The organism is Cupriavidus sp. F041 (genome assembly GCF_057814235.1).
The window spans coordinates 1,706,985-1,732,938 of record NZ_JBVASY010000001.1 but is presented as its reverse complement, the minus strand read 5'-3'; the positions used below and the strand labels follow the sequence as shown (position 1 = coordinate 1,732,938).

The 25,954-nt window shown below is 66.7% G+C and carries 22 protein-coding genes; 11 read left to right on the top strand and 11 right to left on the bottom strand.

The window, feature by feature from the left end:
* Positions 1-3: 3 nt before the first annotated feature.
* Entirely contained in the window at positions 4-2,193 is a 2,190-nt protein-coding gene (locus tag ACZY0R_RS07820; protein WP_488859568.1) for a c-type cytochrome, read from the bottom strand.
* Positions 2,194-2,436: 243 nt separating this feature from the next.
* Entirely contained in the window at positions 2,437-4,878 is a 2,442-nt protein-coding gene (locus tag ACZY0R_RS07815; RefSeq protein WP_488857871.1) for a penicillin acylase family protein, read from the bottom strand.
* A 298-nt stretch (positions 4,879-5,176) separates the two neighbouring features.
* On the opposite strand from ACZY0R_RS07815, the gene ACZY0R_RS07810 reads away from it, so the two are divergent.
* The 6 genes from ACZY0R_RS07810 (at position 5,177) to ACZY0R_RS07785 (ending at position 12,432) form a co-directional block, all read left to right on the top strand.
* A complete protein-coding gene (locus ACZY0R_RS07810) occupies positions 5,177-6,040 on the top strand; it encodes an IclR family transcriptional regulator (RefSeq protein WP_488857870.1) in 864 nt (287 codons plus the stop codon).
* A 3-nt stretch (positions 6,041-6,043) separates the two neighbouring features.
* Positions 6,044-7,099 (top strand): cyclase family protein, encoded by a 1,056-nt coding sequence (locus ACZY0R_RS07805; protein WP_488857868.1) that lies wholly within the window; start codon positions 6,044-6,046, stop codon positions 7,097-7,099.
* Positions 7,100-7,198: 99 nt separating this feature from the next.
* Positions 7,199-8,449, top strand: coding sequence for an ABC transporter substrate-binding protein (locus ACZY0R_RS07800; RefSeq protein ID WP_488857866.1), 1,251 nt, complete (start codon positions 7,199-7,201; stop codon positions 8,447-8,449).
* 42 nt (positions 8,450-8,491) lie between these two features.
* Positions 8,492-9,634, top strand: coding sequence for a thiolase family protein (locus ACZY0R_RS07795; RefSeq protein WP_488857865.1), 1,143 nt, complete (start codon positions 8,492-8,494; stop codon positions 9,632-9,634).
* Between the two features lie 148 nt (positions 9,635-9,782).
* Positions 9,783-10,142, top strand: coding sequence for a Zn-ribbon domain-containing OB-fold protein (locus ACZY0R_RS07790; protein ID WP_488857864.1), 360 nt, complete (start codon positions 9,783-9,785; stop codon positions 10,140-10,142).
* 184 nt (positions 10,143-10,326) lie between these two features.
* A complete protein-coding gene (locus ACZY0R_RS07785) occupies positions 10,327-12,432 on the top strand; it encodes an acetate--CoA ligase family protein (RefSeq protein WP_488857863.1) in 2,106 nt (701 codons plus the stop codon).
* Positions 12,433-12,472: 40 nt separating this feature from the next.
* Here the strand turns inward: ACZY0R_RS07785 and ACZY0R_RS07780 are convergent, their stop codons facing one another.
* The 8 genes from ACZY0R_RS07780 to ACZY0R_RS07745 form a co-directional block, all read right to left on the bottom strand.
* Positions 12,473-14,035, bottom strand: a complete 1,563-nt coding sequence (locus ACZY0R_RS07780) for a sulfite reductase subunit alpha (protein WP_488859566.1) — start codon at positions 14,033-14,035, stop codon at positions 12,473-12,475.
* A 125-nt stretch (positions 14,036-14,160) separates the two neighbouring features.
* Positions 14,161-15,168: an FAD:protein FMN transferase gene (locus ACZY0R_RS07775; protein ID WP_488857862.1), complete on the bottom strand. Its 1,008-nt coding sequence runs from the start codon at positions 15,166-15,168 to the stop codon at positions 14,161-14,163.
* A 122-nt stretch (positions 15,169-15,290) separates the two neighbouring features.
* Complete coding sequence (locus tag ACZY0R_RS07770) at positions 15,291-16,115, bottom strand: DUF4198 domain-containing protein (RefSeq protein ID WP_488857861.1); 825 nt, start codon at positions 16,113-16,115, stop codon at positions 15,291-15,293.
* A gap of 26 nt (positions 16,116-16,141) precedes the next feature.
* Positions 16,142-16,666 (bottom strand): DUF2271 domain-containing protein, encoded by a 525-nt coding sequence (locus ACZY0R_RS07765; protein WP_488857860.1) that lies wholly within the window; start codon positions 16,664-16,666, stop codon positions 16,142-16,144.
* Between the two features lie 74 nt (positions 16,667-16,740).
* On the bottom strand, positions 16,741-17,376 hold the full coding sequence (locus ACZY0R_RS07760) for a PepSY-associated TM helix domain-containing protein (RefSeq protein WP_488857859.1): 636 nt from the start codon (positions 17,374-17,376) through the stop codon (positions 16,741-16,743).
* Between the two features lie 581 nt (positions 17,377-17,957).
* Complete coding sequence (locus tag ACZY0R_RS07755) at positions 17,958-18,185, bottom strand: hypothetical protein (protein ID WP_488857858.1); 228 nt, start codon at positions 18,183-18,185, stop codon at positions 17,958-17,960.
* 162 nt (positions 18,186-18,347) lie between these two features.
* Complete coding sequence (locus ACZY0R_RS07750) at positions 18,348-18,878, bottom strand: hypothetical protein (protein ID WP_488857857.1); 531 nt, start codon at positions 18,876-18,878, stop codon at positions 18,348-18,350.
* Between the two features lie 380 nt (positions 18,879-19,258).
* The gene (locus ACZY0R_RS07745; protein ID WP_488857856.1) at positions 19,259-20,119 is read right to left on the bottom strand and encodes an MBL fold metallo-hydrolase; all 861 of its coding nucleotides are present in this window, start codon (positions 20,117-20,119) and stop codon (positions 19,259-19,261) included.
* A gap of 84 nt (positions 20,120-20,203) precedes the next feature.
* Between ACZY0R_RS07745 and ACZY0R_RS07740 the strand changes: the two genes are divergently transcribed.
* The 5 genes from ACZY0R_RS07740 (at position 20,204) to ACZY0R_RS07720 (ending at position 24,148) form a co-directional block, all read left to right on the top strand.
* Entirely contained in the window at positions 20,204-20,527 is a 324-nt protein-coding gene (locus ACZY0R_RS07740; protein ID WP_488857855.1) for a metalloregulator ArsR/SmtB family transcription factor, read from the top strand.
* 8 nt (positions 20,528-20,535) lie between these two features.
* Positions 20,536-20,970, top strand: coding sequence for a YeeE/YedE family protein (locus ACZY0R_RS07735; RefSeq protein WP_488857854.1), 435 nt, complete (start codon positions 20,536-20,538; stop codon positions 20,968-20,970).
* Position 20,971: 1 nt separating this feature from the next.
* A complete protein-coding gene (locus tag ACZY0R_RS07730) occupies positions 20,972-21,403 on the top strand; it encodes a DUF6691 family protein (RefSeq protein ID WP_488857853.1) in 432 nt (143 codons plus the stop codon).
* A 148-nt stretch (positions 21,404-21,551) separates the two neighbouring features.
* Positions 21,552-22,370: a c-type cytochrome gene (locus ACZY0R_RS07725; protein ID WP_488857852.1), complete on the top strand. Its 819-nt coding sequence runs from the start codon at positions 21,552-21,554 to the stop codon at positions 22,368-22,370.
* A gap of 221 nt (positions 22,371-22,591) precedes the next feature.
* On the top strand, positions 22,592-24,148 hold the full coding sequence (locus ACZY0R_RS07720) for a methyl-accepting chemotaxis protein (RefSeq protein WP_488857850.1): 1,557 nt from the start codon (positions 22,592-22,594) through the stop codon (positions 24,146-24,148).
* 61 nt (positions 24,149-24,209) lie between these two features.
* Here ACZY0R_RS07720 and ACZY0R_RS07715 read toward each other — a convergent pair whose 3' ends face one another.
* Positions 24,210-25,295: an IS630 family transposase gene (locus ACZY0R_RS07715; protein WP_488857140.1), complete on the bottom strand. Its 1,086-nt coding sequence runs from the start codon at positions 25,293-25,295 to the stop codon at positions 24,210-24,212.
* Positions 25,296-25,954: the final 659 nt, after the last annotated feature.

The following is a 25,954-nucleotide window of genomic DNA, read 5'->3' as shown; positions in this document are numbered from 1 at the left end:
CAATCAGTACCGCGCATCCACAGGCTTCTTGTCCTTCGGCCAGTCCTTGACCTTACCGGCGAAGTCCGGCCGGGGTTGGTGGGTGAAGTACTCGGCCACGTCCACTGCCTCCTGATCGGTCAGGCCGCCCTGGCCCAGCGGGAAACGATCGTGGAAAGCGATGGGCATATTGCGCTTGACGAAGGCCGCGGCCGTGTACGTGCGCGCCATCCCGGCACCGATATTGAAGGACTGGGCGCCCCAGAGCGGCGGATACACCCACTGGCCGGAGGCATTCTTGATGCCTTCGCCGTCGGCGCCGTGGCACATGGCGCACTGAGCGGCATAGACCCGCTTGCCGTTGTCGACGTTAGGCACGATCTGGTTGCTGACCTTGCCAACGCCGCGGCCCTCCACCTTGTCCTCGGGCTTGGTCTCGCGGCGCATCCAGTCGAAGTAGGCCACCATGGACTTCATTTCCTCCGAGTCGAGCGGCAGCGGCTTTCCATTCATCGAGCGCAGGAAGCAGCCGTTGATGCGATCCGCCAGTGTGATCACCCGGCCGGCGCGCGCCGCATAGCTGGGAAAGAAGGCCGACACGCCGACGTAGGGTGAGCCGTCGGCCACCGTCCCGGCATTGAGGTGGCAACTCGCGCAGTTCAGTGCATTGCCCAAGTTCCGGGGGAGCATCTGTCGCGTATCGATGTTCAGCCTGGCACCCAGCGTGAGCTGCCTGGCGTTGGGTTCGTCGAGCATGTCGGCCAGGCGGGGCGTCTGGAACTTGCTGTTGTCGACCTTGCCGGCGTCGAGCTTCTTGCGCATATCGCGCACCGACCCGGCGCTGATGAGGCGCGCGTCGGCCCGTCCCCAGCTTTTGCGCGTGAAGTTCAGGATATCGGCAATCTCCTGGTCGCTCAGCCGCGCGAATGCTGGCATGGTTAGCACGCGTGCGTGGCTCGCGGTCTGCGGCGAGCGCCAGCCTGTCAGCATGATGTGCAGCAGCGTGGCGGGCTCGTCCGACCGCAGCACGGGGTTGCCGGCCAGCGGCGGGAACACGTCCTTCACGCCCGCCCCGTCGGAGCGGTGGCAGTCGTTGCAGAACTGCAGGTAGCCAAGTCCGCCCCGGCTCGTATAGAGATCGAGCGGTACGTTGGAACTGGCAACCGTGGCAGCGGCGCCGGCGGGCAGGATCGCGGGGGCCGGCCCGTTCGCCACCTGCATGGGCTTATCGTGCTTGGCCGCGGGCAGCGACTTGAGGTAGCTGCCGACCGCCAGCAGGTCGCTGTCGCTCATGTACTGGGTGCTGTGCTGCACCACGTCCACCATATTGCCCGAGACGGTGCCATGGCTGTTGCGGCCCGTCTTGAGCATCTGGGAGGTCTCCTGCGCCGTCCATAGATTGCGCAGGCTCAGCGCGCGCCAGCCTTCGACCGTCTCGCCGGAGAGGAAGTATTCGCCCTTGGCGCCGGCATCCGACATGGCCTTTTCCTGGAAGCCGATGCCGCGCGGCGTGTGGCAGGCACCGCAGTGGCCCAGGCCCTGCACGATGTAGGCACCGCGGTTCCACTCTGCGCTGCGTGCGCCGTTGGCCTGGAACGGTGTGTCGTCCAGGAACACCCAGTTCCACAATGCCAGGCCCCAGCGCTGGTTGAAGGGGAAGCGCAGGGCGAGCGGCCGGTTGGCCTGGCGCACCGGCGCGACGCCCTTCATCAGGTAGGCGTACAGCGCCCGCATATCCTCGGGCGAGGTCTTCGCGTAGGAGGGATATGGCATGGCCGGGTACAGGTTGTGGCCGTCCGCGGCCACGCCCTTGCGCATGGCGCGATCGAACTGCTCGAAGCTATAGCCGCCGATGCCGGTCTCCGGGTCGGGCGTGATATTCGTCGAATGCAGTTCGCCGAAGGGCGTCTGCAATGCCAGGCCACCCGCCATTGGCTTGGATTTTTCGCCTGTATGGCATGCCACGCAATCGCCCAGGCGCGCCACGTATCGTCCGCGCTCCACCTGGGCGCGCGTGGCGGCATCGAGGTCGGCCGAGTAGTTGGCGGGCAGGTCATCGATGACCTGGGGCACGGCGGCGTGCGGGGACGGGAGGGCCGCCACGGGCGGTGGGAGAGTCTGGGCGTAGGCGGCTACCGCGAACAGCCATGAGATCTGCAATACGGCGACGGCCTTGCCCAGTGGCCACTTACACTTGATCGAGAGGGTGTGCATAACGTTGATGGGCACGCGGACCTGCTGCGTCAAGGCCCTCGTCCCGCTCAACGGGATGCGACTGCTTGTCTGGCGTGACCGGCGTACCGCTGATGGATTGCTTATTGTTGTGAGTACCGAGTATCCACCGACGCTGCATTGCGGTCCATTCACCCACTTGACCCTGATCAAGATGTGATGAAATTGACGCTTCACCGGTTTCCGGGGAGCGCCGCGCGGGTCAGCCTCCAATCATCCAATCCCTCACTGCGGCACCAGCTCCACCCTCTCCCGGCTCTCCTTCTCCACCGCCTTGCGCGTATAAAGCAACGGAAAATACTCGCCCCTGGCCCATAGCGGCGCAAGATCCCGGTAGTGCGGGCTGGCCGGATTCCCGGACTGCCCCGGCGCATTGATCGCCCGCGAAGCATCCCAGTTGCCCACATCCAGCACCATGCGAAACGACGCACCCGCGGTAAGCTGGTAGTCATTGTTCCGGTAGCTGGTATTCATCGGCGTAAACGCGGAGCCTCCAATCGGTCCGGCATTCACGTCATATCGCTGCCGTGCCGCGCCGTCCAGGATCGGATCCAGCGGATGACTGAAGACGGCCGTATGCAGCTTGCCCCATTGCCAGGCCTTGGGGTCCGGTCCGAGCTTGCGCTCCACCTCCGCCATGGCGCTCTTGAGCGAAGCGACGATGACTTCGTTGCGGCGCTCCGGCGGCATCCATGGTTCGGGCTTCTCCAGTACCGCCAGCACGCGGCTGGCGTCGCCGTAACCCGCGAGCCTGGCGCCTTCGGCCGATAACGCCGCGCGCACTACGGCCGGACGCAGGTATTTGCTAAACCACACTTCGAACAGCGCCGCCTGCGCGCTGTCGGCGCGCTCGTTGCCATCCCAGCCGCGCAGCAGGTCCAGGGCGCGCCGCGCCTGCGGATCGTCGGTGCGCACACTGGCCAGCAACGCCACCGCGCGCAACGCCGGCAGCGAGGTGGTGTCGTTCTGCCAGGCCATGCTGTCGGCCACCGACGAGTGTGGGTTGCCCGCAACCAGGCTCTTCAGGCGGCGCGCGCGAGCAGTGTCGCTCCATTCATAGCCCACGCCCATCCTGGCGGCGGGGTGGTTTGGCGGAATGTTGTTCTCGTTGGCGGTCACCACGAAGCCGGCGGCCGGGTTGTAGGCCCAGGGCAGTTCGTCCATGTTGCGGTAGCCCGCCCACTCGTAGCGGCCATCGCCCGGTACCGGCGTAAGGCCGTCCCAGTTTGGCCGGATCACGGTCAGCCCGCCGGGAATCCAGCCGATATTGCCGTCGCGGTCGGCATAGACCTGGTTCTCGCCGGGCGCGCCCCAGCGGTTCATGGCGGCGCGGAACTGGTCCCAGTTCTGGGCGCGCATGTAGTCCATCGAGCCGAAGTACGGCGCCATGCCGAGGTCCAGCCACGCCGCGCGCAGCGCGTAGGCGCGGTTGCCCTTGGCGTCGGCAAACAGCACCGGGCCGTGGCGCGTGAAATCGATGCTGACCTTGCGCGGCACCGGCTCGCCCTTGACGGCGATGTCCTCGGTCACCGTTTCCATCGGTTCCCAGCGGCCGCGATACTTGTATTCGTGCGCCTGCGCCGGGTTGGTCTCGTAGACGTAGAGATCTTCCTGATCCATATAGAAGCGCGTCAGGCCGAAACCGATGGTGCCGTTATGCCCGATCGAAATGCCCGGCAGGAAGGGCTCGCCGGCGCCGATCACCGACATCCCCGGCGCATTCAGGTGGCTGATATAGCGCAGGCTGGGCGCGCCATGCGCCCGGTGCGGGTCGTTGGCCAGGATCGGGCGGCCTGTGCTGGTGTGCGAACCGGCGATGACCCAGTTGTTGGAGCCGAGGCTGCGCGCCGTGTCGCTGTTGACGTCGAGCGTGGCATAGAGCGCTTCGTGCGCGATGCCGTCCGCCTGGGCGGAGGACCACCATTCCTTCGGGAAGCGCGGCGCGGCGGTGGCCAGCTCGTAGGCGCGGCGCAGTTCGGCCGCGGGCAGCGCGCAGGGATCCAGGCCGTCCGGCAGCTTGGGCTGGACCGGCGGATCCAGTTCGCGCTGCACCCAGTCGGTGCGGGCGGCATCGGGCTTGACCTGGCAGTAGACCTGCGCGCGATTGACCTCGCCCATGGCATTGAGCGTGAGCCCGTGATGGCGGATACGCACGATATCTTCCGCGCGCCAGCGCGCCGGCTTGTAGTTCAGCAGGCGAAACTCGGGCGGCAGCAGTTCCGGCTTGCTCTCCGTCTGGGCCACGTAGGCGTTCACCCCCGCCACGAAGGCTTCGGCCACGCGCTTGGCGTCCGAGCCATAGGCCAGCCATTCGCGGTACATGTCGCCGCGGAACAGCACGGCGCGCGCCATGCGGTCGCCTTCCACATAGGCCGGCCCGAAGTCCCTGGCCATCTCGCCCAGGCCACGCTTGCGCCAAAGGTCAATCTGCCACAGGCGGTCGCGCGCGGCCATGAAGCCCTGCACATAGAAGGCGTCGTACAGCGTATTGGCGTAGATGTGCGGCACGCCCCAGCGGTCGACCAGGATGCTGGCGGACTTTTCCAGGCCAGCCACCTTAAAGGTTTCGGTGGCGGGGGCCTCGGAAGCGGCGGGCGGTGCGGCCTGGGCGGTTGCCGCGGTGCTCAGGACGAGCAGGGCGGCAAGGCGGCGGGCTCGGCAAACCATGATGTCTCCTTTGGGACTTGGGGATCGCATTATCGAAGCCGCGCCCGGGCCGGCACGGCGAATCGCGCCAAGGATAGCGGAAGACGCCTGGGCCAGCCTAATCGGGCGGCGCGTTTTCGCCGGAAGAGCGCCCGGCGCGGGCGTCCCCGGCGGCCGCCAAAGCCCGTCCGGCGCGCGTTGCAAGGAATTTCAGCCGGCAAAACTTTGATGCACTGCAAAATGACGGACCGTAAATAGGAGCCTATAACCCCATAACCGGTTTCATTCAACGAAACCTGTCTATCCGGAGTGCGCGCGCGTGACGGTTCCGACCACCTCTCTCCAGAAGGCCTGCAGGCTGCTGCGCGCGCTGTCGGATGCGCGTAATACGCGCCTGACCGACCTGGCCGTCGCCGCGGGCGTCGACAAGGCCTCGGCGCTGCGTCTGCTGGACACGCTGGCCGCGGAAGGCTTTATCGCCCGCGACGCCGACACCAAGGCTTTCTCGCTGGGCCCCGAATGGCTGGCGCTACGCGCGGCCAGCGTGCGCCGCATCGACCCGCGCGCCAGCGTGCGGCCCGCGCTGATCCGCCTTGCCCACGCCTTCGAGGACACCGCCATGCTGTCGGTACCGAGCGGCTGGGAGTCTGTCTGCCTGGAACTGCGCCCCGGCACCTTTCCCATCCGGGCCAACTATCTGGACGTGGGCAGCCGGCGCCCGCTCGGCGTCGGCGCGGGCAGCCTGGCGCTGCTGGCGGCGCTGCCCGATGCCGAGGTGGAAGCCACCTTGCAATGCATCGCGCCCGCGCTCAAGCGCTACCCGCGCATCAACGCGGCGCTGCTGCTGCGCGAGGTGGAGGCCACCCGCGCGCGGGGCTACGCGGTGCTGCTGGATGTGGTGGTGGAGCGCATGGGCGGTATCGCCATCGCGCTGCCGGACCCGGACGGCTATCCGCTCGGCGCCATCAGCATCGCCGCGCTCAACGAACGCATCAGCGAACGCGAGCCCGCGCTGGCACGCGCGCTGCGGCGCGAGGCCGAGACCGTCTGCGCGGCCTGGACGCCGCCGGCACCCAATTCGACGGCGGCACGGCGCCGCGGCGGCGCGATGGCAACGACATCGCCCGCACGGAAAACGCTGCGAACATCCACCGCGATTACCGACCTACAACCGGAGACATAGAGCATGCGCTGGAAGCAACGACCGCAGGGTTCCAACTGGGGCGATTTCGGCCCCGACGACCAGCTTGGCCGCGTCAACCTGATCGGCCCCGAGCAGGTCCGCAAGGGCGCGCGCGAGATCCAGGCCGGGCTGTCGTTCTGCCTGTCGCTGCCGCTGGACTATCCCGGCGGCAACAAGCTCAATCCGCGCCGCCATCCGCCGGTGCTGCGCCCCACGTTCCGCGACGACATCCCGTATGTGAACTTCCCGCTGGCCAAGGTGGACCCCACCGCCACCGATGTGATCAGCGACGACCAGGTGCTGCTGTCGCTGCAGTACTCCACGCAATGGGACTCCCTGGCCCACGTGGGCGCGCTGTTCGATGCCGACGGCGATGGCCGCCCGGAGCGCGTCTACTACAACGGCTATCGCGCCAACGAGCATATCGTGGGCCCGGTGGACTATGCCGAGGACGACCACTTCGCCGCCCACGCATGCGGCCACGACCATAGCGAGGCGCGCGCGCTCGGCATCGAGAACTTCGCCGTAAAGGGCATGCAGGGGCGCGGCGTGCTGGTCGACCTGGCCCATGCCTTCGGCCAGGATTTCCGCAACGTCGGCTACGACGACCTGATGCGCGTGCTGGAGGCCGACCGCATCGAGGTGGAGACGGGCGACATGCTGTTGCTGCGTACCGGCTTTGCCGAAGTGGTGCTGTCGATGCAGCGCGAGCCGGATGAAACCGTGCTGCATCACAGCTGCTGCGCGCTGGACGGCCGCGACGACCGCCTGCTGAACTGGATCACAGACTCCGGCATCGCCGCGCTGATTGCCGACAACTACGCGGTGGAGCGCTATCCCGCGCGGCCCGCGCCGGCGGACCAGCCCAACCATCCGCTGCTGCCGCTGCATCACCACTGCCTGTTCAAGCTCGGCCTGCCGCTGGGCGAGCTTTGGTACATGAAGGAGCTGGCGCAGTGGCTGCGCGCCAACCAGCGCTCGCGTTTCATGCTGACGGCGCCGCCGCTGCGGCTGCCGGGCGCGGTGGGCTCGCCTGCCACGCCGATCGCCACGGTCTAGCAAGACAAGACGGCGCCGATGGCGCCGTGCCGTTCCCCGCTGTTTCGCCGAAGCACGATAAAGAAGCAGGCCCGAGAGGCCGCGCTGGAGGAGATCACCATGAAACGAAGCTACTCGCTGCTGCGCCGTCCATTGGGCGCACTGACCATTGCCGCCGCGCTGCTGTGCGGCGCAGGGCAGGCCAGCGCTCAAGCCGCCAAGGCCGGCATTTCCGATGACGAGGTCAGGATCGGGCTGATCCTCGACATGAGCGGCCTGTACGCCGACGTCACCGGGCGCGGCAGCGCCACCGCCGCGCAGATGGCCATCGACGACTTCGGCGGCAAGGTCCTGGGCAAGAAGATCGAGCTGGTGGTGGCCGATCACCAGAACAAGGCCGACATCGCCGCCAGCAAGGCGCGCGAGTGGTTCGATACGGGCCACGTCGACGCCATCCTCGACGTCGCCGCCTCGGCCCCTGCGCTGGCGGTGCTGGAAGTCGCCAAGCAGAAGAACCGCATCGTGGTATTCTCCGGCCCCGGCACCGAGCGCATTACCAACGACCTGTGCACGCCGATCTCGGTGCACTACGCGTACGACACCTACGCACTCGCCAACTCCACCGCGCGCGCAGTGGTGCAGCGCGGCGGCAAGACCTGGTTCTTCCTGACCGCGGATTACGCCTTCGGCCACACGCTGCAGGAATCGGCCACGGCGGTGATCAACGAAACCGGCGGCAAGGTGCTGGGCGCGGCGCGCCATCCCATCGGCGCCAGCGATTTCGCCTCCTACCTGCTGCAAGCGCAGTCCAGCAAAGCGCAGGTGGTGGGCCTGGCCAACGCCGGCGGCGACGCCGTCAACGCCATCAAGGCGGCCAGCGAATTCGGCCTGACCAAGGGCGGCAACCAGCGCATGGCGGGGCTGCTGCTGTACATCAACGACATCCACGCCATCGGCCTGAAGACCGCGGCCGGGCTGCTGCTCACCGAAGGCTTCTACTGGGACATGAACGACGCCACGCGCGCATGGTCGCGCCGGTACTTCGAGAAGCTGAAGAAGATGCCGAACATGAGCCAGGCCGGGACTTACTCATCGGTGATGCATTACCTCAAGGCGATCCAGGCCGCCGGCACCGACGAAACCGCAGCGGTGATGAAGCAGATGAAGGCCATGCCGATCAACGATTTCTTTGCCAGGAACGGCCGCATCCGCGAAGACGGCCGCATGATCCACGACATGTACCTGTTCGAGGTCAAGACGCCGGCGGAGTCGAAGTACCCGTGGGACTACTACAAGCTGCTGGCCACGGTGCCGGGCGACCAGGCCTTCATGCCGGTGTCCAAGTCCCAGTGCCCGCTGCTGAAACGTTGAAATCCTGAAGCATCGACGTCATGAAGCACTGAGCGAGGCATCATGCAACACGCAGCCTACCTGCGCGGCGCGGGCAATACGCGCTTTGGCCGTATCGAGGGCAGCACGCCGCTGACGCTGATGGCGGCAGCCACCGACGCCGCGCTGGCCGACGCGGGCCTGGCCCGCGCCGATATCGACGGCGTGCTGTGCGGCTACGCCACCACGCTGCCCCACCTGATGCTGGCCACGCGCTTTTGCGAGTATGCGTCGCTCGATCCCGCCTATGCGCATGGCGTGGCCTCGGGCGGCGCGACCGGCGGCGTCATGGCGATGCTGGCGCGCGAGCTGGTAGGCGCGGGCCGCTGCCGCCATGTGCTGGTGGTGGCCGGTGAGAACCGCCTCTCCGGCCAGAGCCGCGACCAGTCGATCCAGACGCTGGCGCAGGTTGGCGAGCCGGACATGGAAGTGCCAAATGGTGCCTCCGTGCCGGCGTATTACGCCTTGCTGGCTTCGCGCTATCTTGCCGAGACGGGCATGCACGCCGACGCGCTCAGCGGCTTCGCGGTGCTGATGCGCGAGCATGCCGCGAGCCATCCCGACGCCCACCTGCGCGAGCCCATGACGCTGGACGTGGCGCGCGCCGCCAGGCCCATCGCCACGCCGCTGCGGCTGTCGGACTGCTGCCCGATTTCCGATGGCGCGGTGGCGCTGGTGGTGTCCGCCGAGCCGGGCAGCGGCACCCCGGTGCGCGTGACCGGCGCGGGCCAGGCGCATCGCCACCAGCACCTGTGCACGCTGGAAAGCGTGCTGGCCACCGGCGCGTCCGATGCCGCGCGGCGCGCGCTGGCGGAAGCCGGCAACACGGTGGCGCAGATCGATTACCTGGCGATCTACGACTCATTCACCATCACGCTGGCGATGCTGCTGGAGGAACTTGGCGTAGCCGGGCGCGGTGCTTCGCCGGCGCGGCTGGCGGCGGGAGATTTCGGCCGCGACGGCGCGCTGCCGCTCAACACGCACGGTGGCTTGCTGGCGTTCGGACATTCGGGCGTCGCGGGCGGGCTGATGCATCTGGCGGAAGCCATGCGGCAGCTTGCGGGGAAGGCGGGCACGCGACAGGTGCCGGCGCGCAAACGCGCGCTGTTTCATGCGGACGGGGGCGTGCTCTCGTCGCATGTGAGCCTGGTGCTGGAGGCGAAATGAGAGCGCCTGCAATGCCTGCTGACTGGCTCGCTGGCAGTGAGCGTCTTTGCTCTTGCGCGCGCCCGCCCTCTCCGCCGTCCCCTCCTCCGCAAGCGGGAGAGCGGAGCGAACCAGCGCTGCATTTGGTGCACTCGCCTAGGACATTGTCATGAGTACAGGCCATCCCTACCAGGCAGGCCTGGACGCCGGCCTCGTGCGCTACCAGGCGTGCGAGGATTGCGGCGCGTGGCAACCGCTGCAGCGCCACGCGTGCCGCGCCTGCGGCAGCGCGCGGCTGGCCTGGCGCGATGCGGGCGGCGGCGCCACCATCCATTCCATCACCGAAGTCTCACGCGCCCCTACTGAAGAATTCCGCGCGCTGGCGCCTTACACACTGGTGCTGGCCACACTCGACGAAGGCCCGCGCGTCATGGCCCATGCCGAGCCTGGCGTGACCATCGGCGAGCGCGTGCGGGCCGGCTTCATGCGCCACGGCGAGCGCACGCTGCTGCGCTTCCGGCGCGAGTAGCCGCATCGCATGACGTAGCCGCGCAAGCCGGCCACAGACCCATCCAGGAGACCGACATGAACCGAACCTTGCCGCTTCGGCGGCCCGCACTCGCCCTGCCGGCTGGCAGGATCGCGCTTGCCGCCGTGCTGCTGGCAACGCCCCGCGCCCACGCTCCCGGCCTTGGCTTTTGGAGCGCATCATCATGAACCAGACCTTGCAAGCCTTGCTGGCACCGCGCTCGATCGCGGTGATCGGTGCGTCCGACCATATCCACAAGATCGGCGGCCGTCCCATCCACTACATGCGCGAGCATGGCTACGCCGGCAAGCTCTACCCGGTGAACCCGCAGCGCGACACCATCCAGGGCCTGCCCGCCTTTGCCTCGCTCGATGCGCTGCCCGAAGTGCCCGAACTGGCCATCGTCGTAGTGAGCGGCGACGCGGCGGTATCCGCGGTGCGCGATTGCGCTCGCCTGGGTGTGGCCGCCGCCATCGTGATTGCCTCGGGCTTCGGCGAAGCCGGCGAGGAGGGCCGCCGCCAGCAGGACGAAATGGTGCGCGTCGCGGCGGCTGCCGGGCTGCGCCTGGTGGGGCCGAACAGCCAGGGCCTGGCCAACTTCGGCACCGGCACCATTGCCAGCTTCTCCACCATGTTTATCGAAGTGCCGCCACAGGACGGCCCGGTGGCCGTGGTGAGCCAGAGCGGCGGCGTCGGCGCCATGGTCTACGGCCTGCTGCGCGGACAGGGCATCGGCGTGCGGCATATGCACGCCACCGGCAACGAGGCCGACATCACGGTAAGCGAACTGGCGCTGGCCGTGGCGCGCGATCCCGATGTGCGGCTGATCCTGCTCTACCTGGAAGGCCTGACCGACCCCGCGGTGCTGGCCGAAGCCGCCGCGGTGGCGCGCCGGCGCGGCGTGCCCATCGTGGCGGTCAAGGCGGGCCGCTCCAGCGCGGGGCAGCGCGCGGCGGCCTCGCATACCGGCGCCATCGCCAATGAGGACCGCGCGGTGGGAGCATTCCTCGCGCGACACGGCATCTGCCGCGTGGACGACGCGCATGCGCTGGTGCGCTGCGCGCCGCTGTACCTGCGCGGCTGGCAGGCCAGCGGGCGGGGGCTGGTGGTGGTGAGCAATTCCGGCGCGAGCTGCGTGATGGCCGCCGACGCCGCCGACCCGCTCGGCCTGTCGCTGGCACCGCTGGCGCAGGCCACCCAGGCGGCGCTGGCCGCGCGCTTGCCAGGGTTCGCGTCCACCGCTAATCCGGTCGACGTCACCGCTGCCCTGCTGACCAACAGCGGGCTGTTTGGCGACGTGCTCCCCGTGGTGGCGGCGGACCCCTCGGCCGACCTGCTGCTGCTCGATATCCCTGTGGCCGGGATGGGCTACGACCTGCCGCGCTTCGCCCGCGATGCCGCCAGCTTTGCCGACAGCGCCGGCAAGCCGATTGCCGTCGCGGCATGGCAGGCCCCGGTGGCGGCCGCCTTCCGCGCCGTCAACGTGCCCGTGTACGCGAGCGGGGCCGAGGCGCTGGCGGCCTTCGCGCAACTGGTCACGCACCAGCAGCGGCTGCGCGACATCGCCACGGAAGACACGCTGTTGCAGGCGCACCAGCCACCGGCTGCGGGGGCTGCATTGCGTGTTGCCGGCCACACGCTGAGCGAGGCGGCGAGCCTCGCGCGCCTGGCGCCGGCCGGCATCCCGGTGGTGGCGCACCGGCTGTGCCACAGCGTGGACGAGGCAGTGGCGGCATGGCGCGCGCTGGAGGGGCCGGTGGCCGTCAAGGCCAGCTCGCCACAGGTGCCGCACAAGAGCGAGCATGGCCTGGTGGCACTGAACTGCAATGACGAGCACGCGGTGGCGCATGCCTATCTCGCGCAGACCGGCATCCTGGAAACGCTCGGCGCGGCTGGCGAAGGCGTGGTCGTGGCGCGCATGGAGCGCGGCCAGCGCGAATGCATGGTGGGCGCGCACTGGGACCCGATATTCGGGCCGGTGGTGCTGGTGGGCGACGGGGGCAAATACGTGGAGGTGCTGCGCGACACGGCGGTACTGCTGGCGCCCTGCAGCGAAGCCGCGGTGGAGCGCGCCGTGGCCGGCTTGCGCATCGCGCCGCTGCTGGCGGGCGTGCGCGGCGAGCCTGCCGTGGACGTGGCCGCGCTGTGCCGGATCGCGGTACGCGTGGGCAACCTGATGCATGAGGCGAACGGCGCGATCCGCTCGATCGATCTCAACCCGGTGATGGTGAGCGCGGGCGGGGCGGTGGTGGTGGATGCGCTGATGGAGGTGACGGCGGACACCGCCTGACAGGCAGGCCGGCATGGCGCAGCCGTGACGCGATCCGTCTTCAGTAAACGTCGCGCCGGTAGCGGCCTTGCTCGCCCAGTTGCAGTAGCGCCTCTTCGCCCAGCACCCCGGCCAGCACCTCGTTGACGCCACCCGCCATGCCCTGCAGGCTGCCGCAAACGTAGATGGCCGCGCCCGCTCCGACCCACTCGTGCACTGCGCCGGCCGACGCGCGCACCGCGTCCTGCACGTAATGCAGGGCACCGCCGTCACGCGAGAACACCAGATCCATCCGCTGCAAGACCCCTTCGGCCTGCCATGCGGCGAGTTCATCGCGGTGGAAGGCGTCGTGCTGCGCGGTGCGCTCGCCGAACAGCAGCCAGTTGCGATGGTGGCCACACGCCGCGCGCGCCTTGAGATGCGCGCGCAGGCCAGCCAGGCCGGTGCCATTGCCAATCAGGATCAGCGGGCGGTCGTCGGCGGGCGGATGAAAGCCGCGGTTGGTGCGGATACGCAGCGCAATGCCGGCGCCCGGCTGCGCATGCGCGGTCAGCCAGCCGGAGGCCAGGCCGAGGCGGCCATCGTCATGGCGCTGCTGGCGCACCAGCAGTTCCAGCCGCCCGTCCTGCGGGATCGAGGCAATCGAATACTCGCGGTGCGGCAGCAGCGGCAACGTATCCACCAGCCGCTGCGGGGTCACCCCGGCGAGCGCGGCAAGATGCGGCTCGGGCAGGACAATGCGCATTGCCAGCGCTTGCGCCAGCGTGGTCGACATGCCGTCGCAGCGCACCGGCGTGGCTCCTTCGAGTGAGAGCTTTGCCAGCACGCGCTCCACTTCGGCCGGCGCGTGGCAAGGGCCGATCTCGGCGATGTCGCCGGCTTGCCATGACGGCGCATCGCCCGCCGGCGGGACCAGCGCCAGGTGGAAGGCCGGCGAGCCGGGGCTGCCCGGGTTGAGCAGGCGGCGCTCGTGCAGCAGCCATTCTGCGTAGCGTGGCTTTTCCCAGTCGGCGATCTCCGCGCCGCCGCTGAGTGCGCTGAGGTGGTTCTGCCAGTGGCGCAGCGCGCCGGCGTCGCCGTTGTCGACCTCCACCATGTCGAAGAGCGCTTGCGCGTGCTGCCGCTGCAGCCATGCCGACAGCGTGTGGCCGAAGGCACAGAAATGGGCATAGCTGCGGTCGCCGAGCGCGAGAATGCCGTAGCGCAGTTCGCGCAGGCCGCCGGGGCCGGCCGCCGCCGTCAGCCGGCGCGCGAAGCCCGACGCACTGTCGGGCGCATCGCCCTCGCCGGTGGTGCTGACCACGAACAAGGCCTGGCGGCAGTTGCCAAGCCGGCCGGCATCCAGCTCGGCGAAGGACAGCAACTGCGCGGGCACGCCGGCATCCTGCAACGCCTGCGCGGTCTGCAGCGCAAGCTGCCCGGCAAACCCGCTCTGGCTGGCGTAGGCCACCAGCGTGGCGCCATCCCTGGCTTGCGCCAGCAGACCGGCGCGCGCGTGGCGGCGGCGGTGCCGGGCGATCACGGCCGCGCAGAACCCGGCGTAGGCGATGACCACGCCGGCGGCCATGCCCGCGCGGGTCGGCGCGAGGAAGGCGAGGGCCAGACCGGCGAGGCCCGCCAGCATGCCAAGGGCGATCGCGATGCGGATGGCGCGCATGTGCCGCTCGGCGCGGCTGGCGTGGCTCTGCGTGCGCGCGCTCTGCGCGGCGGGCGCTTCGGACGGTAACGAGGCAGCGGTATCCGGCGGGCTCATGACAGCATGGCCTCGAAAGCCGGCGACAGGCGTTCGTCGAAGCCGCCGCTATGGCGGATCAGGAAGCGCGCGGCCAGCGCATGGCGGCGCGCGAACACCATGCCAGCCTCCGGCCCCAGCACGGTCAGCGCGGTGGAGAACGCATCGGCCAGCATGCATTGCGGGTGCAGCACCGTGACCGAGGCCAGCGCATGGCTGGCCGGATACCCGGTGCGCGGGTCCAGCGTGTGGGCGTAGCGGCGCCCTTCGCTGTCGAAGTAGCGGCGGTAGTCGCCCGAGGTGGCGACCGACAGGCCGTGCAGCGCCACCAGCGTCTCGTGGCCTGCCGCGCCGCCGCCGGGCGGCGTTTCCAGCGCCACCCACCACGGCAGCCCGTCGGGCTTGACGCCGTGGCCGCGCAACTCGCCGCCGATCTCGACCAGGTGGCTACCGATGCCCTGCCCGCTCAGGTAGCGCGACACGGCGTCCACGCCGAAGCCCTTGGCGATGGAGCAGAAATCCAGCCGGAGGCCGCCCGGCTGCTGCACGCGGCAGCCGGCCTCGTCGAGATCGATGCGCTGCCACCCGCACAGCGCGCGCGCCTGTTCGATCTCGGCCAGCGCCGGCGCCTCGCTGCGCCGCGGCGCCGGGCCGAAGCCCCACAGGTCCACCAGCGGCCCCGCGCTGGGATCGTAGGCACCGCCGCTATCGCGCGCAACTTGCAGCGCGGCTTGCAGCACGGCAAAGCAGTCCGCCGGCAGCACCTGCCAGTCGCCCGGCGCGGCGCGGTTGAAGCGGCTGAGGTCCGAGGTTTCGTCCCAATTGCTCATCTGCGCGATCACGCCGGCCAGCACCGCGCGGATGCCGGCGTCGAGCGCGTCCTCGCCGATGGCGCCAGGCGGCGCGGCCCATGCTACCGACCATGTGGTGCCCATGGTCTCGCCCTGCCGCCGGCAAAGGCGCGCCGCCGCATCGGGCGCGGGCGGGGCGGCGCCAAGCGAAAGGGGAACGAGGACACGCTGCATGCGGGTGAACCTGGAAAGACGATGAAAGCGAAACTACGGGAACACAAAAAGCGCACCGGCGGCCCGGGGCTTGCGCAGCCAGCCGGACGAAGGCCCGGCCGGCGGCCTGCTGTCGACAGCGATTACTGCGGCAGCACCTCGACGGTGGCCGCGTAGCTGGCGCGGCGCGTCTTGGCTTCCTTGACCGCGACCTTGTCGTCGCGGACCTCGGCTTCCATCCAGTACATGCCCGGCGCCGGCCACTTGACGCTGAACTTGCCGTCCACGTCGGTGGTGAACGACATCTCCTGCAACTGGTCGCGATAGCGGATGCCGCCCGGCACCACCGCCACCTTGACGTTGCCGGCGGGCTTGCCGTCTAGCAGCAGGCGGAAGCTGGCGGCATCGCCGGCGACCAGGTCGTTCGGGTGCGTCACCGGCGCCAGCTCCAGCCCGCGGCCGGTGGTCTGCAACACCTTGGCGGTCGGCTTGCCCGCCGTCACGAAGGCTTCCAGGCGGCTGTCGGCCTGCGTCACCTGCAGGTCCTGAGCGCCGGCCGGCACCTCCTTGGCGAAGGCTTCGGGCGAGCCGCGCCAGCGCTTGGCCTGGCCATCCACCTTGTAGCTGGCGAACAGCCCATGGCTGACCATGGCTACCTTGTAGGTGCCCGGCTGGGTCAGGTGTACGTCGAAGGTGCTGCGGTAGCGGCCCGTGCTGGCGTTCTCGACTTTCGCCGCGGCGCCGTCCGGCGCGGTCACGGCGAGGTTGTCCAGGCGCAGCGGGACGTGTTCGAAGTAGAACAGGTCGTTCGACACGGCTGCGTCGACCGTCACCCACGGGTCGCTGCCCGAGAGCACGGTGGCCGACGGCAACAGCCACTGGCGGTGTGCGTGGGCGGCCAGCGGCATCAGCGCGGCAAGAGCCAGCACGGCGGCCCGGACGGGCAGTTTGGTGGCGAAAGTCTTCATCGTCATGCTCCTAGGGAATGGGGGGCTCAGGGCTTCAGGTCGACCGAGACGCCACCGAGTTCATGCTCGCCTTTTGCCCTGGCCGAGGCGGCTGCCTTCGGCGGCCATGCAAAGGGCACGCGCAGCAGTTCGCGGCCACCGACCTCGCGGGCGGCTTCCACCACGAGCTGGTAGTCGCCAGCGGGCAGCTTGCCCAGCGGTGACTTGGCATCGGTGAAAGTGAGCGTGTGCTCCCCGGCTGCGCGCGTGGCGCCGGAGATGCCATCGGCGGGCATCTGCATATCGCGCCCGGCCTTGCGCCACCACTGGCGCATGTCCTTGAGCCACTTGGTGCCTTCGCCGTCCTTGTGCTTGACGTCGTACCAGACCGCCAGCGTGGCGGCCGGGCTCTGGTCAGCCCGCTCGATCCACATCGAGACATAGGGCCGGTGGTACTCCGCCACGTTCAGGCGCGGAATCTCTACCTTGACGTTCATTTCGGCCGCCACGGCCGGGCTGGCGAACGGAACCGCGGCCATGCCGGTAAGGGTGACGGTAAGCAATCGGCGCATAAACGGGTCCTCGTCTGTGAACTTTGAAACGGTGAAAGCGATCGTTAAAGGCAACGGCTCGCTGGCGGTGCCGCTCAGTGGATGTACAGCAGGGCCAGCAGCAGCGGCACCACCAGGCCCAGCCCGACCAGCGGCCAGGTCGCCATGCGGCCACCGGCATGCAGCTTGAGCAGGAACAGCCCGGTGATGCTGAAGATCAGGCAGGCCGCGGCGAACACGTCCAGGAACAAGCTCCAGGCGCGGCCGGTGTTGCGGCCCTTGTGCAGGTCGTTCAGGTAGGAGATCCAGCCGCGCGTGGTTTTCTCGTACTGCACCTCGCCGCTGTCCAGCGCCAGGCTGACCCAGGCATCGCCACCCGGCCGGGGCAGCGCGACGTAGATCTCATCGCCCGACCACTCGGCCTCGCGGCCGCCCGCGTCGATATCGAATTCCCGCGCGAGCCAGTCGCCGAGCGCCGCGGGCACCGGACCCTTATCGGCATGCCGGGCCTGGCGCAAGGCAGCCGTCAGGCTGGCCGGCGCGGTCGCAGTGCGAGTGACCACTTGCGGGCGAGCCTCGATCTGGCCGGCGTGATTCAACGTAAAGCCGGTGACAGCGAACAGCAGCATGCCGATCAGGCAAAGCGCCGAGCTGATCCAGTGCCACTGATGCAGGTGCTTGAGCCAGAAGGCCCGCTGCTGCTGGCTTGCCCCCAGCGATGTTTCGGTCATGTCGATTTTCCGGCGCCCGGCGGCCTGTTTTTCCTGGCGCCACACTTGTCAGCCTGCCTCAGCCGCCATGTTCCCCGGTCTCGGGTGGCGGCTTCAGCAAATAGGCGAAAGGATAATGGTTCTCATTTGAAACCGCAATGACGCGACGCATGGCTGGTGGTTACGTTCCATTACAGGCGCACGGTTGTTGTTGCTGGCTGGAGTTGGTGCCCGTCCCGGCCTCCCAGGGTGCTGCCGCAATACCGGGTGGTACCCGACAGGCGCCGGGGGTCCCGGCTCAAGCTGCTGATCCGGCTGGGCAAGATGCGGCAGAACCAGGGCGGCTGGGGACGGAAAGCCGGCATCCATTTGTCAAGTACAGTGGGCACGAGAGCGTTGCCGTCACGTCGCACGCGGCACTGGCCGCCGGATTCCCAGAGACGGTCTTCAGGCAGCGAAACCTATATTGCCAGTGTGAATCGGACGAATTGCCAGCAGGGGAACGCGAGCGGCTGGAGGCAAGGGCAACTAGTCCTGGAGACTCTATTCCGGCCTGCCGGCTACTGAGGGACACCGATGCCGTCTGGATTGAATAACGCCGGCTAATCGCAGCGCCACCGCGTTGCAGCCGTCAGGCAAACTTTGCAGGGAACCTTGGCGAATTGCTCGGGTTTCCGTACTGGTGAATGCTCTCCACCGAACCGCCGCGAGCGTATGCAGAGATAATCTGCCGGACATCGGCGCCAGCCTGCGCGTGTCCTGTGTTCGACAACGAGCCACTGCGGGCTACGCACTCCCTCCGAAACAAGATGCGATTGGTAGGCCTCCATGGACAACATATCCCAGCAGCAGCGCGGACTGAACATTCAACTCCATGGCTGAGAAGTTCAGGAGCTTCGCAAGCGACGAGTGAGCTTTGAAAGACCGCGACAGCGCGTCAGAAAACACGCTATGCCGGAGTACGTAGTCTGTAGCCGCCGCACGGCATGCCCTCACTGTTGGCGGAGAGGCTGCATCCACATGTACTGGTGGTGTTGCATCATATTGTTCATCATCAACTGTTGCATGCCCATGTACTGGTCCATCATGTACTGCCGCTGCTTCAATTGCTCAGGAGTGAGCTGCGAGTAGTAGTTCCCCAACTGCCCCCAGCCCATCATCGGACCGCCCATCAGGTGGCCGCCAGGGCCGCCCATCAGGTGGCCTCCCCTCATACCCATCATCCCCCGGCCCCACATGCCGTGCATCAGGCCCATCGTGCTCTGCATGGTCGCCCAGTGCTCGTCAAGCAACTTTTGGCGCTCCTTCGGATCCTGCGTCTGGCGGATCTTATCCATCTGCTCCTGCATCTTTCCCATGTTTTCCTGAACCTGCGCCATCTGCTTGTCGAACTCGGTGACATTGGGTTGCGCTTGTGCCGCCGGAGCGCCCTTCGCGGCTGGTTTGGCTTGCTGGGCAAGCGCGGGCGTGGCTGAGAGGACGGCGGCAGCATATAACACCGCCACCATGAGTGCTTTCTTCATCTTCCTCTCCTTGTTTGGCAAGCGGCCGCCTTTTCGCCTGGCGCCCTCACTCGAGGACGCTGCCGGCAGACGATCGGCTCCCAATCTGAAATCGGCGCCGCAAGTCACGACGCGCAATCGCGACATCACTTCGCTATGGAAAGGATAGTTCTCCCCGCTTGGAGAGCCTTGATGCAGAACAACAGTTCAGTCATCGAGGCGAGTCGACGCTGCTGGCGGCTCGACAAGCCCAGGGGGCGACCGGATATGCAGCGCTCCTGTGGCGGAGTAATGCGCAAAGGCCGGCAGGGCCATGCCGCTGATGAGAGCGTGTCACCATCACGGTATGGAGGCGCCTTACCGTGTCTTGCACGCGTACACGGACTCCACTCTCGGGTGCGTCAAATAGCGTTGAGCGGAATCTTGAGATAGCGCACACCGTTCGCCTCGGCGGGCGGCAACTCCCCGGCACGGATATTGACTTGCACCGCAGGCAGAATCAGTGTCGGCATGGCCAGCGTCGCATCGCGCGCCTGGCGCATGGCGACGAACTGTTCCTCGCTCACGCCATCGTGCACGTGGATGTTGCCTTCACGTTGGGCTCTGACGGTCGTCTCACACATTGGCCCACGGCCTTCGGGCGGATAGTCGTGACACATGAAGAGACGGGTAATGGCAGGCAGGTCCAGCAACCTGCGAACGGAGCGGTACAGTTCATGCGCATCGCCCCCGGGAAAGTCGCAGCGGGCTGTACCGACGTCTGGCATGAAGAGCGTGTCGCCGACAAAGACTGCATCCCCAATCTGATATGCCATGTCTGCAGGGGTGTGGCCAGGCACATGCACTGCCTGACCAGTCAAGCCGCCAATGGCAAATTGCTCGTTCTCCTCAAACAGGTGGTCGAACTGTGATCCGTCGAGCCGGAATTCCGGTTCCAGGCCGAAGAGCTTCTTGAAGACACCCTGTACGCTGCAGATGTACTGACCGATGGCGATACGGCCCCCCAGATGACGCTTGAGATAAGCCGCTGCGGAAAGGTGGTCGGCATGGGCATGCGTCTCCAGAATCCACGCCACCTGCAACTCGCACTCGCGCACGAAGGCGATGATTTTGTCGGCGCTCGCGGTCGAAGTCCGCCCCGCCTTGGGGTCATAGTCCAGCACCGAGTCGATAATGGCGCACTCTGGATACCCTTCCTGGTAGACCACATAGGTCACAGTCCAGGTCGCGGGGTCGAAGAACGGTTGAATGGTCGGTTGCATGCTTGCCTCCTTGGACGCAGCACATTCTATTCACAAACAATATATCGTTCAATATACTATCAATATTGAAATTGAAGACAACCTATGAGCGAGAACCATCCGGCCATCGACCTTGGCACCATGCAAGCCGCCGCAGCGCAAGCCTGCGCGCTGCTCAAGGTGCTCGCAAATCAAGACCGCCTGCTGTTGATGTGCCAGCTGTCCCAAAACGAGCTATCCGTCGGCGAACTGGAAGAACAGCTCGGCATCCGGCAACCGACGCTTTCGCAGCAACTCGCCGTGCTCCGCGAAAACGGTCTGGTGACAACGCGCCGCGAGGGGAAGAGCATCTTCTATTCCATTGCCAGCCAGGAGGCGCTTGCCGTCATGGCTGTGCTGTATGAGCAGTTTTGTGCCAACACCAAGTAGGAGGCGGTATGTTGATTGACCTGGGTAATTTCACACCTGGCTTATCGCTGGCCGGAGGGCTCATCATCGGCGCGGCGGCTGCCGTGCTCGTCCTGTTCAACGGCCGGATTGCAGGCATCAGCGGCATCCTTGGGGGCCTGCTCAGCTCGCCGCGCAATGACATGGCGTGGCGCGTGGCCTTCCTCGTCGGGTTGGTCGCGGCTCCTGTCCTCGCCAGCCTGCTTGGCAAGCCGGCAACTCCCGACATTCAGGCCAGCTGGGGCGAAATCCTGGTCGCCGGCTTCCTGGTTGGCATCGGTACCCGCTACGCAAGCGGCTGCACGAGCGGCCATGGCGTGTGCGGGATCTCGCGCGGGTCCATGCGTTCACTGGTCGCGACCATGACCTTCATGGCGGCGGGCTTCCTGACCGTCCTGGTAGGACGACACATGATTGGAGGCTGACATGACCGCCGTCACTGCATTGCTGGCCGGCCTGCTCTTCGGCATCGGCCTGATGGTTTCCGGCATGGCCAATCCGGCCAAGGTGCTGGGCTTCCTCGACCTGGCGGGACGCTGGGACCCCTCCCTGGCCTTTGTGATGGCCGGGGCGATAGTCATCGGCTCGCTCGCTTTTTTCATTGCCAAGCGCCGCAAGCGCTCGTTGCTGGGACTGCCTGTCCAACTCCCGGCCAGCACCGGGATAACGCCGAGGCTTGTCCTGGGCAGCACCGCGTTCGGCATCGGCTGGGGCCTGGCGGGCTTCTGCCCGGGTCCCGCGCTGGTTGCAATGGGTGCGGGCTATCCGAAGGCCGTGGGCTTCGTCGCCGCCATGGTGGCCGGCATGGTCGTCTTCGAGGTGGTTGAGCGAATGAAATCGGGCATGCAACGGGCTTAAACCCCGGGGCTCGCTGCAGCCTGGAGCCACCTGGGCTTGTTGATGACAACACTAGGCAAGTGATTAACAGATGGAGAGCACGCCAAGTGCAGATCCACAAAGATACAAAGACAAACCCATCGGCACACCCTTCCCGGAGGAGACACTCGTGAACACCATCAAACTTGGCACTGCGGCCATGGCCTTGCTGGCGGCAGTCAGCGCGCCAGCACTTTCACAACCGGCGACCGTGGCCATGCCCGTGCCTGACGAAGCATCGATTCCCAAGGGACCGATGGGCGATGCCATCAAGCGCGGCAAGGTGTTGCTGACGGACACCCATAAACAACTTCCCCGCAATGTCGGTAATGGCCTGAATTGCACAAGCTGTCACCTCAATGCCGGGACAACGGCCTATGCGTCGCCCTGGGTAGGCCTCACCGGCGTCTTTCCGGAATACCGGTCCCGCAGCGCCAAGGTCAACTCCCTTCAGGAGCGCATTAACGACTGCTTCCAGCGCTCGATGAATGGCAAGCCGCTTCCATTCGACTCGGCCGAGATGAATGCCATCCTGTCCTACATGAAGTGGCTCTCCACCGGCGTCCCGATTGGCACGAACGTGACTGGCAGAGGATTCGAAAAAATAGATACCTCGCTGATGCCGGACCGTGTGCATGGCAAGGCGGTGTACACCGCGCAATGTGCCTCATGCCATGGAGCGGAAGGCCAAGGTACCAGGAACCCGCAAGGCGGCTACATCTTCCCGCCTGTCTGGGGCAAGGACTCGTTCAACGTCGGTGCCGGCATGGCACGCATGTACACGGCAGCCGGCTTCGTCAAACACAATATGCCGCTCGGCCAGGGCGGAACGCTATCGGCGCAGGATGCCGTGGATGTCGCGGCCTACTTCACCCAGCAGCCGCGACCAGATTATGCGGGCAGGGCAAAGGACTGGCCCAAAGGCGACCGGCCGAAGGACGCCCGCTAAACGCGCCAGGCAATTGGCCTGTCCAACCGGGTCGAGTGCGCACATATCCACGACGTGAAAGTTATTGTGCGGCGACGTGCACGTGAGACATCCGATCGCCCTGAATCCCTTTCCACACCTGAGGAAATCCCCTAGCGCCATAGCGTCAAGTTTGCCTTCCCGGGCGCCGTTATCGCGGAGGAGTGGAGTCAATCCATACCTAAAAACCGGGGGGAGAAAAAATGCTGGAACGCCTTAGCCTGAGGAAGAAGTTACTGTTGCCATTGCTCCTGAGTTGGGTCTGCCTGCTCGGGCTGACGCTGTGGGATGCCTGGCAGATGCGCGAGTTGCGGCTCGAAGAGAGGAAACTCGACCTGGCCCACGTCACGGATACCGCGCTGTCCGTCGTGCAGTCGTACGAGGCGCTGGCGCGCAGCGGCAAGATGCCGATGGAAGAAGCCCGGCAACAGGCCCTGGAGCGCGTGCGCGCCATGCGCTTTGGCGAAGACGGCTACTTCACGCTAATGCGTTCCGACGCGGTCGTGGTGATGCATCCGTTCAAGCCCGAAATGAACGGCAAGAACATGGAAGATACCAAGGATCCGAACGGGACCTACCTGTTCCGGGAAATCGCCGCAATCGGCAAGAGCGTGGGACGCGGCTATGTGCACTACCTGTGGGCCAAGCCCGGCGCCGAGGCGCCGCAGCCCAAGCTGAGCTACGTGGCGAATTTCAAGCCGTGGGACTGGAATTTCATCGCCGGGGTCTACCTGGACGATATCAATGCGGCATTCCGCCAGGCGCTGTTCAAATCCCTCGCCCTGCTGCTGGGGATCGGCACGCTCATGACCGTGGTGGTGCTGCGCATTGCCAACGGCCTGCAGAAACAGCTTGGCGGAGAGCCTGCCCTGACTTCGCGCATCGCGGCGCGTATCGCGGAAGGCGACCTGGCCAGCGAAGTGCACACTGCCCCCGGCGACCAGCAAAGCGTGTTGTTCGCCATGCAGCAAATGCAAACCCGGCTGACCGGCGCGATCGGCAGCATCCGCGGCTCGGCCGATTCCATCGCCGGGGCGGCAAGGGAGATCGCCACCGGCAACGCCGACCTCTCGCGGCGCAGCGAGGAACAGGCGGCGTCGCTGGAGCAGACCGCGGCCAGCATGGAGCAACTCACCGGCACCGTGCGCCAGAGCGCGGATAACGCGCGCCAGGCCAGCCGGCTGGCAGAGGGCGCCTCGGAGATCGCGGTGCGCGGCGGCGCCATCGTGAGCAAGGTGGTCAACACCATGGGCGATATCAAGGCGGCCTCGGGCAAGGTCGTCGACATCATCGGCGTGATCGAAGGCATCGCGTTCCAGACCAATATCCTCGCGCTCAACGCCGCGGTAGAAGCCGCCCGGGCCGGCGACCAGGGCCGCGGCTTCGCGGTGGTGGCCGGCGAGGTGCGCAGCCTGGCCCAGCGCAGCGCCACCGCCGCCAAGGAGATCAAGGCCTTGATCGGCAACTCCGCGCAGCGGGTGGACGACGGCTCGGCACTGGTGGAAACCGCGGGCCAGGCCATGGACGAGATCGTGGAAGCCGTCAAACGCGTTACCGACCTGATGGGCGAAATGCGGGCGGCCACCGAAGAGCAGACCGGTGGCATCGAGCAGGTCAACCAGGCCGTCACGCAGATGGACCAGATGGCGCAGCAGAACGCCGCGCTGGTGGAGCAGGCTGCGGCCGCGGCGGCCTCGCTTGAAGACCAGGCCGATGCGCTGCACCGCGCAGTTGGCGCGTTCCGGCTCGCGGGCGCCTGAGGCCCGCGGGCCGTTACAAGGCAGTAGATAGCGGCGCCAGAAGCCGGCAAGCCCGGCGCCGCTAGTGTCCTGCGCCAGAAATTCGTAGACAAAATCGCTTGATGCTGGCGAAGATGTCATCGGCAGACTTCGTCCACACGAAAGGCTTGGGGTTGGCGTTGTTCAGGTCAAGGTATTGGCGGATGGCTTGCTCAAGTTGTCGGGTTGAGCGATGCGTGCCGCGGCGAATGTATTGTTCAGTGATGGTCGCAAACCAGCGCTCCACCTGATTGATCCATGAGGCAGAGGTCGGTGTGAAATGAACATGGAAGCGCGGATGGCGAGCGAACCAAGCCTTGATCGACGGCGTCTTGTGCGTGCCGTAGTTGTCCATGACGAGATGCACATCGAGCGTGGGTGGCACGTTGGCTTCGATCGTGCGTAGAAACTGCAGGAATTCACTGCTGCGATGCCTGCGATGCAATTCACCGATAACTTCTCCTGTGGCAATGTCCAGCGCAGCGAACAACGTTGTCGTGCCATGGCGCATGTAGTCGTGCGTGCGTCGCTCGGGGAGGCCTGGCGCCAGCGGCAAGATGGGCTGCGTACGGTCCAGTGCTTGGATCTGGCTCTTCTCGTCAACGCACAACACCATGGCCTTGAGCGGTGGGTCGAGGTACAACCCCACGATATCGCGCACCTTCTCCACGAACAATGGGTCGGTGGAGAGCTTGAAGGTCTCCTGTCGATGAGGCTGCAGTCCAAAGGCACGCCAGATACGCGTCACGGTCGACGGCGATAGATTCGCCGCGCGAGCCATACTCCGCGTGCTCCAGTGGGTGGCGCCGGCTGGCACGGATTCGAGCGTCTGGGCAATAATCGCATCCACCTGTGCATCACCGATGGTCCTCGGTGCCCCTGGTCGCGGTGCATCGAGCAGTCCATCGAGCCGATGTGCCACGTAGCGCGCACGCCATTTCGATACGGTTTGCTGAGTGACACGCTGCCTTGCCGCGACGGTCTTGTTGTCCAAGCCTTCAGCGCTAGCCAGCACAATGCGCGCGCGTAAGGCCAACGCCTGTGCCGTCTTGCGCCGCATCGTCAGCGCCTTGAGTTGCTCACGTTCGACCGCACTCAACACAAGTTCCGCCTTTGGTCTTCCTCTCATCACCGCCTCGCCGTTTGCGTGCCTTCAACGCAGACTACTACGTAGTGTCAATAATGCAATGAATTTCTGACGCAGGACACTAGCCGCGCATGCGTTATCGCGCGCTTCTCGTGCGCCGGGGACTTTCCCGCTGCCTGGCGCACGGTTTTATCGGCTCTCGCTCCCAGCGCACAGCCCACCCTGCCGCTCCCCGCCCGCTTTCGAAACAAGATAAAAATTTTCCTTGTAATGAGATTAATTCCCATTTACTATATCTTCACTGTCTGACGCGGGGCAAGCAAAACGCCCCCCCGGCGCGAGACAGGAAGGGACACGAGCAAGGCCGGCGGCAAGTCCGCGGCAACCAGAATTTTGTGGTGTCGCAACGCGGCATCCATCACCGTCTTTTGTGGGGACCGCTCCGTACCGCGGAGCGTTTGGCAGTAGCCAGTCACCGGAGGATCGGGAAAGCAACCAGACCCCGCTTTCCCGATCGCCTCTTCGGCCGACAAGCCAAGCCATTTTTTTATTCCGCGAGCCGTGCCAGCACGGCTCGCAGCCGCGGGTGGCCTTCCTGCCGGGAAGCCGCCCGCCGCACTTCTACGGCACGCAATGGCGTACGTCAGCGCAAAGCGCGAGGCGGCGCGGCCGCGCCGGAGCACCTTCCTTTCCGATAGATG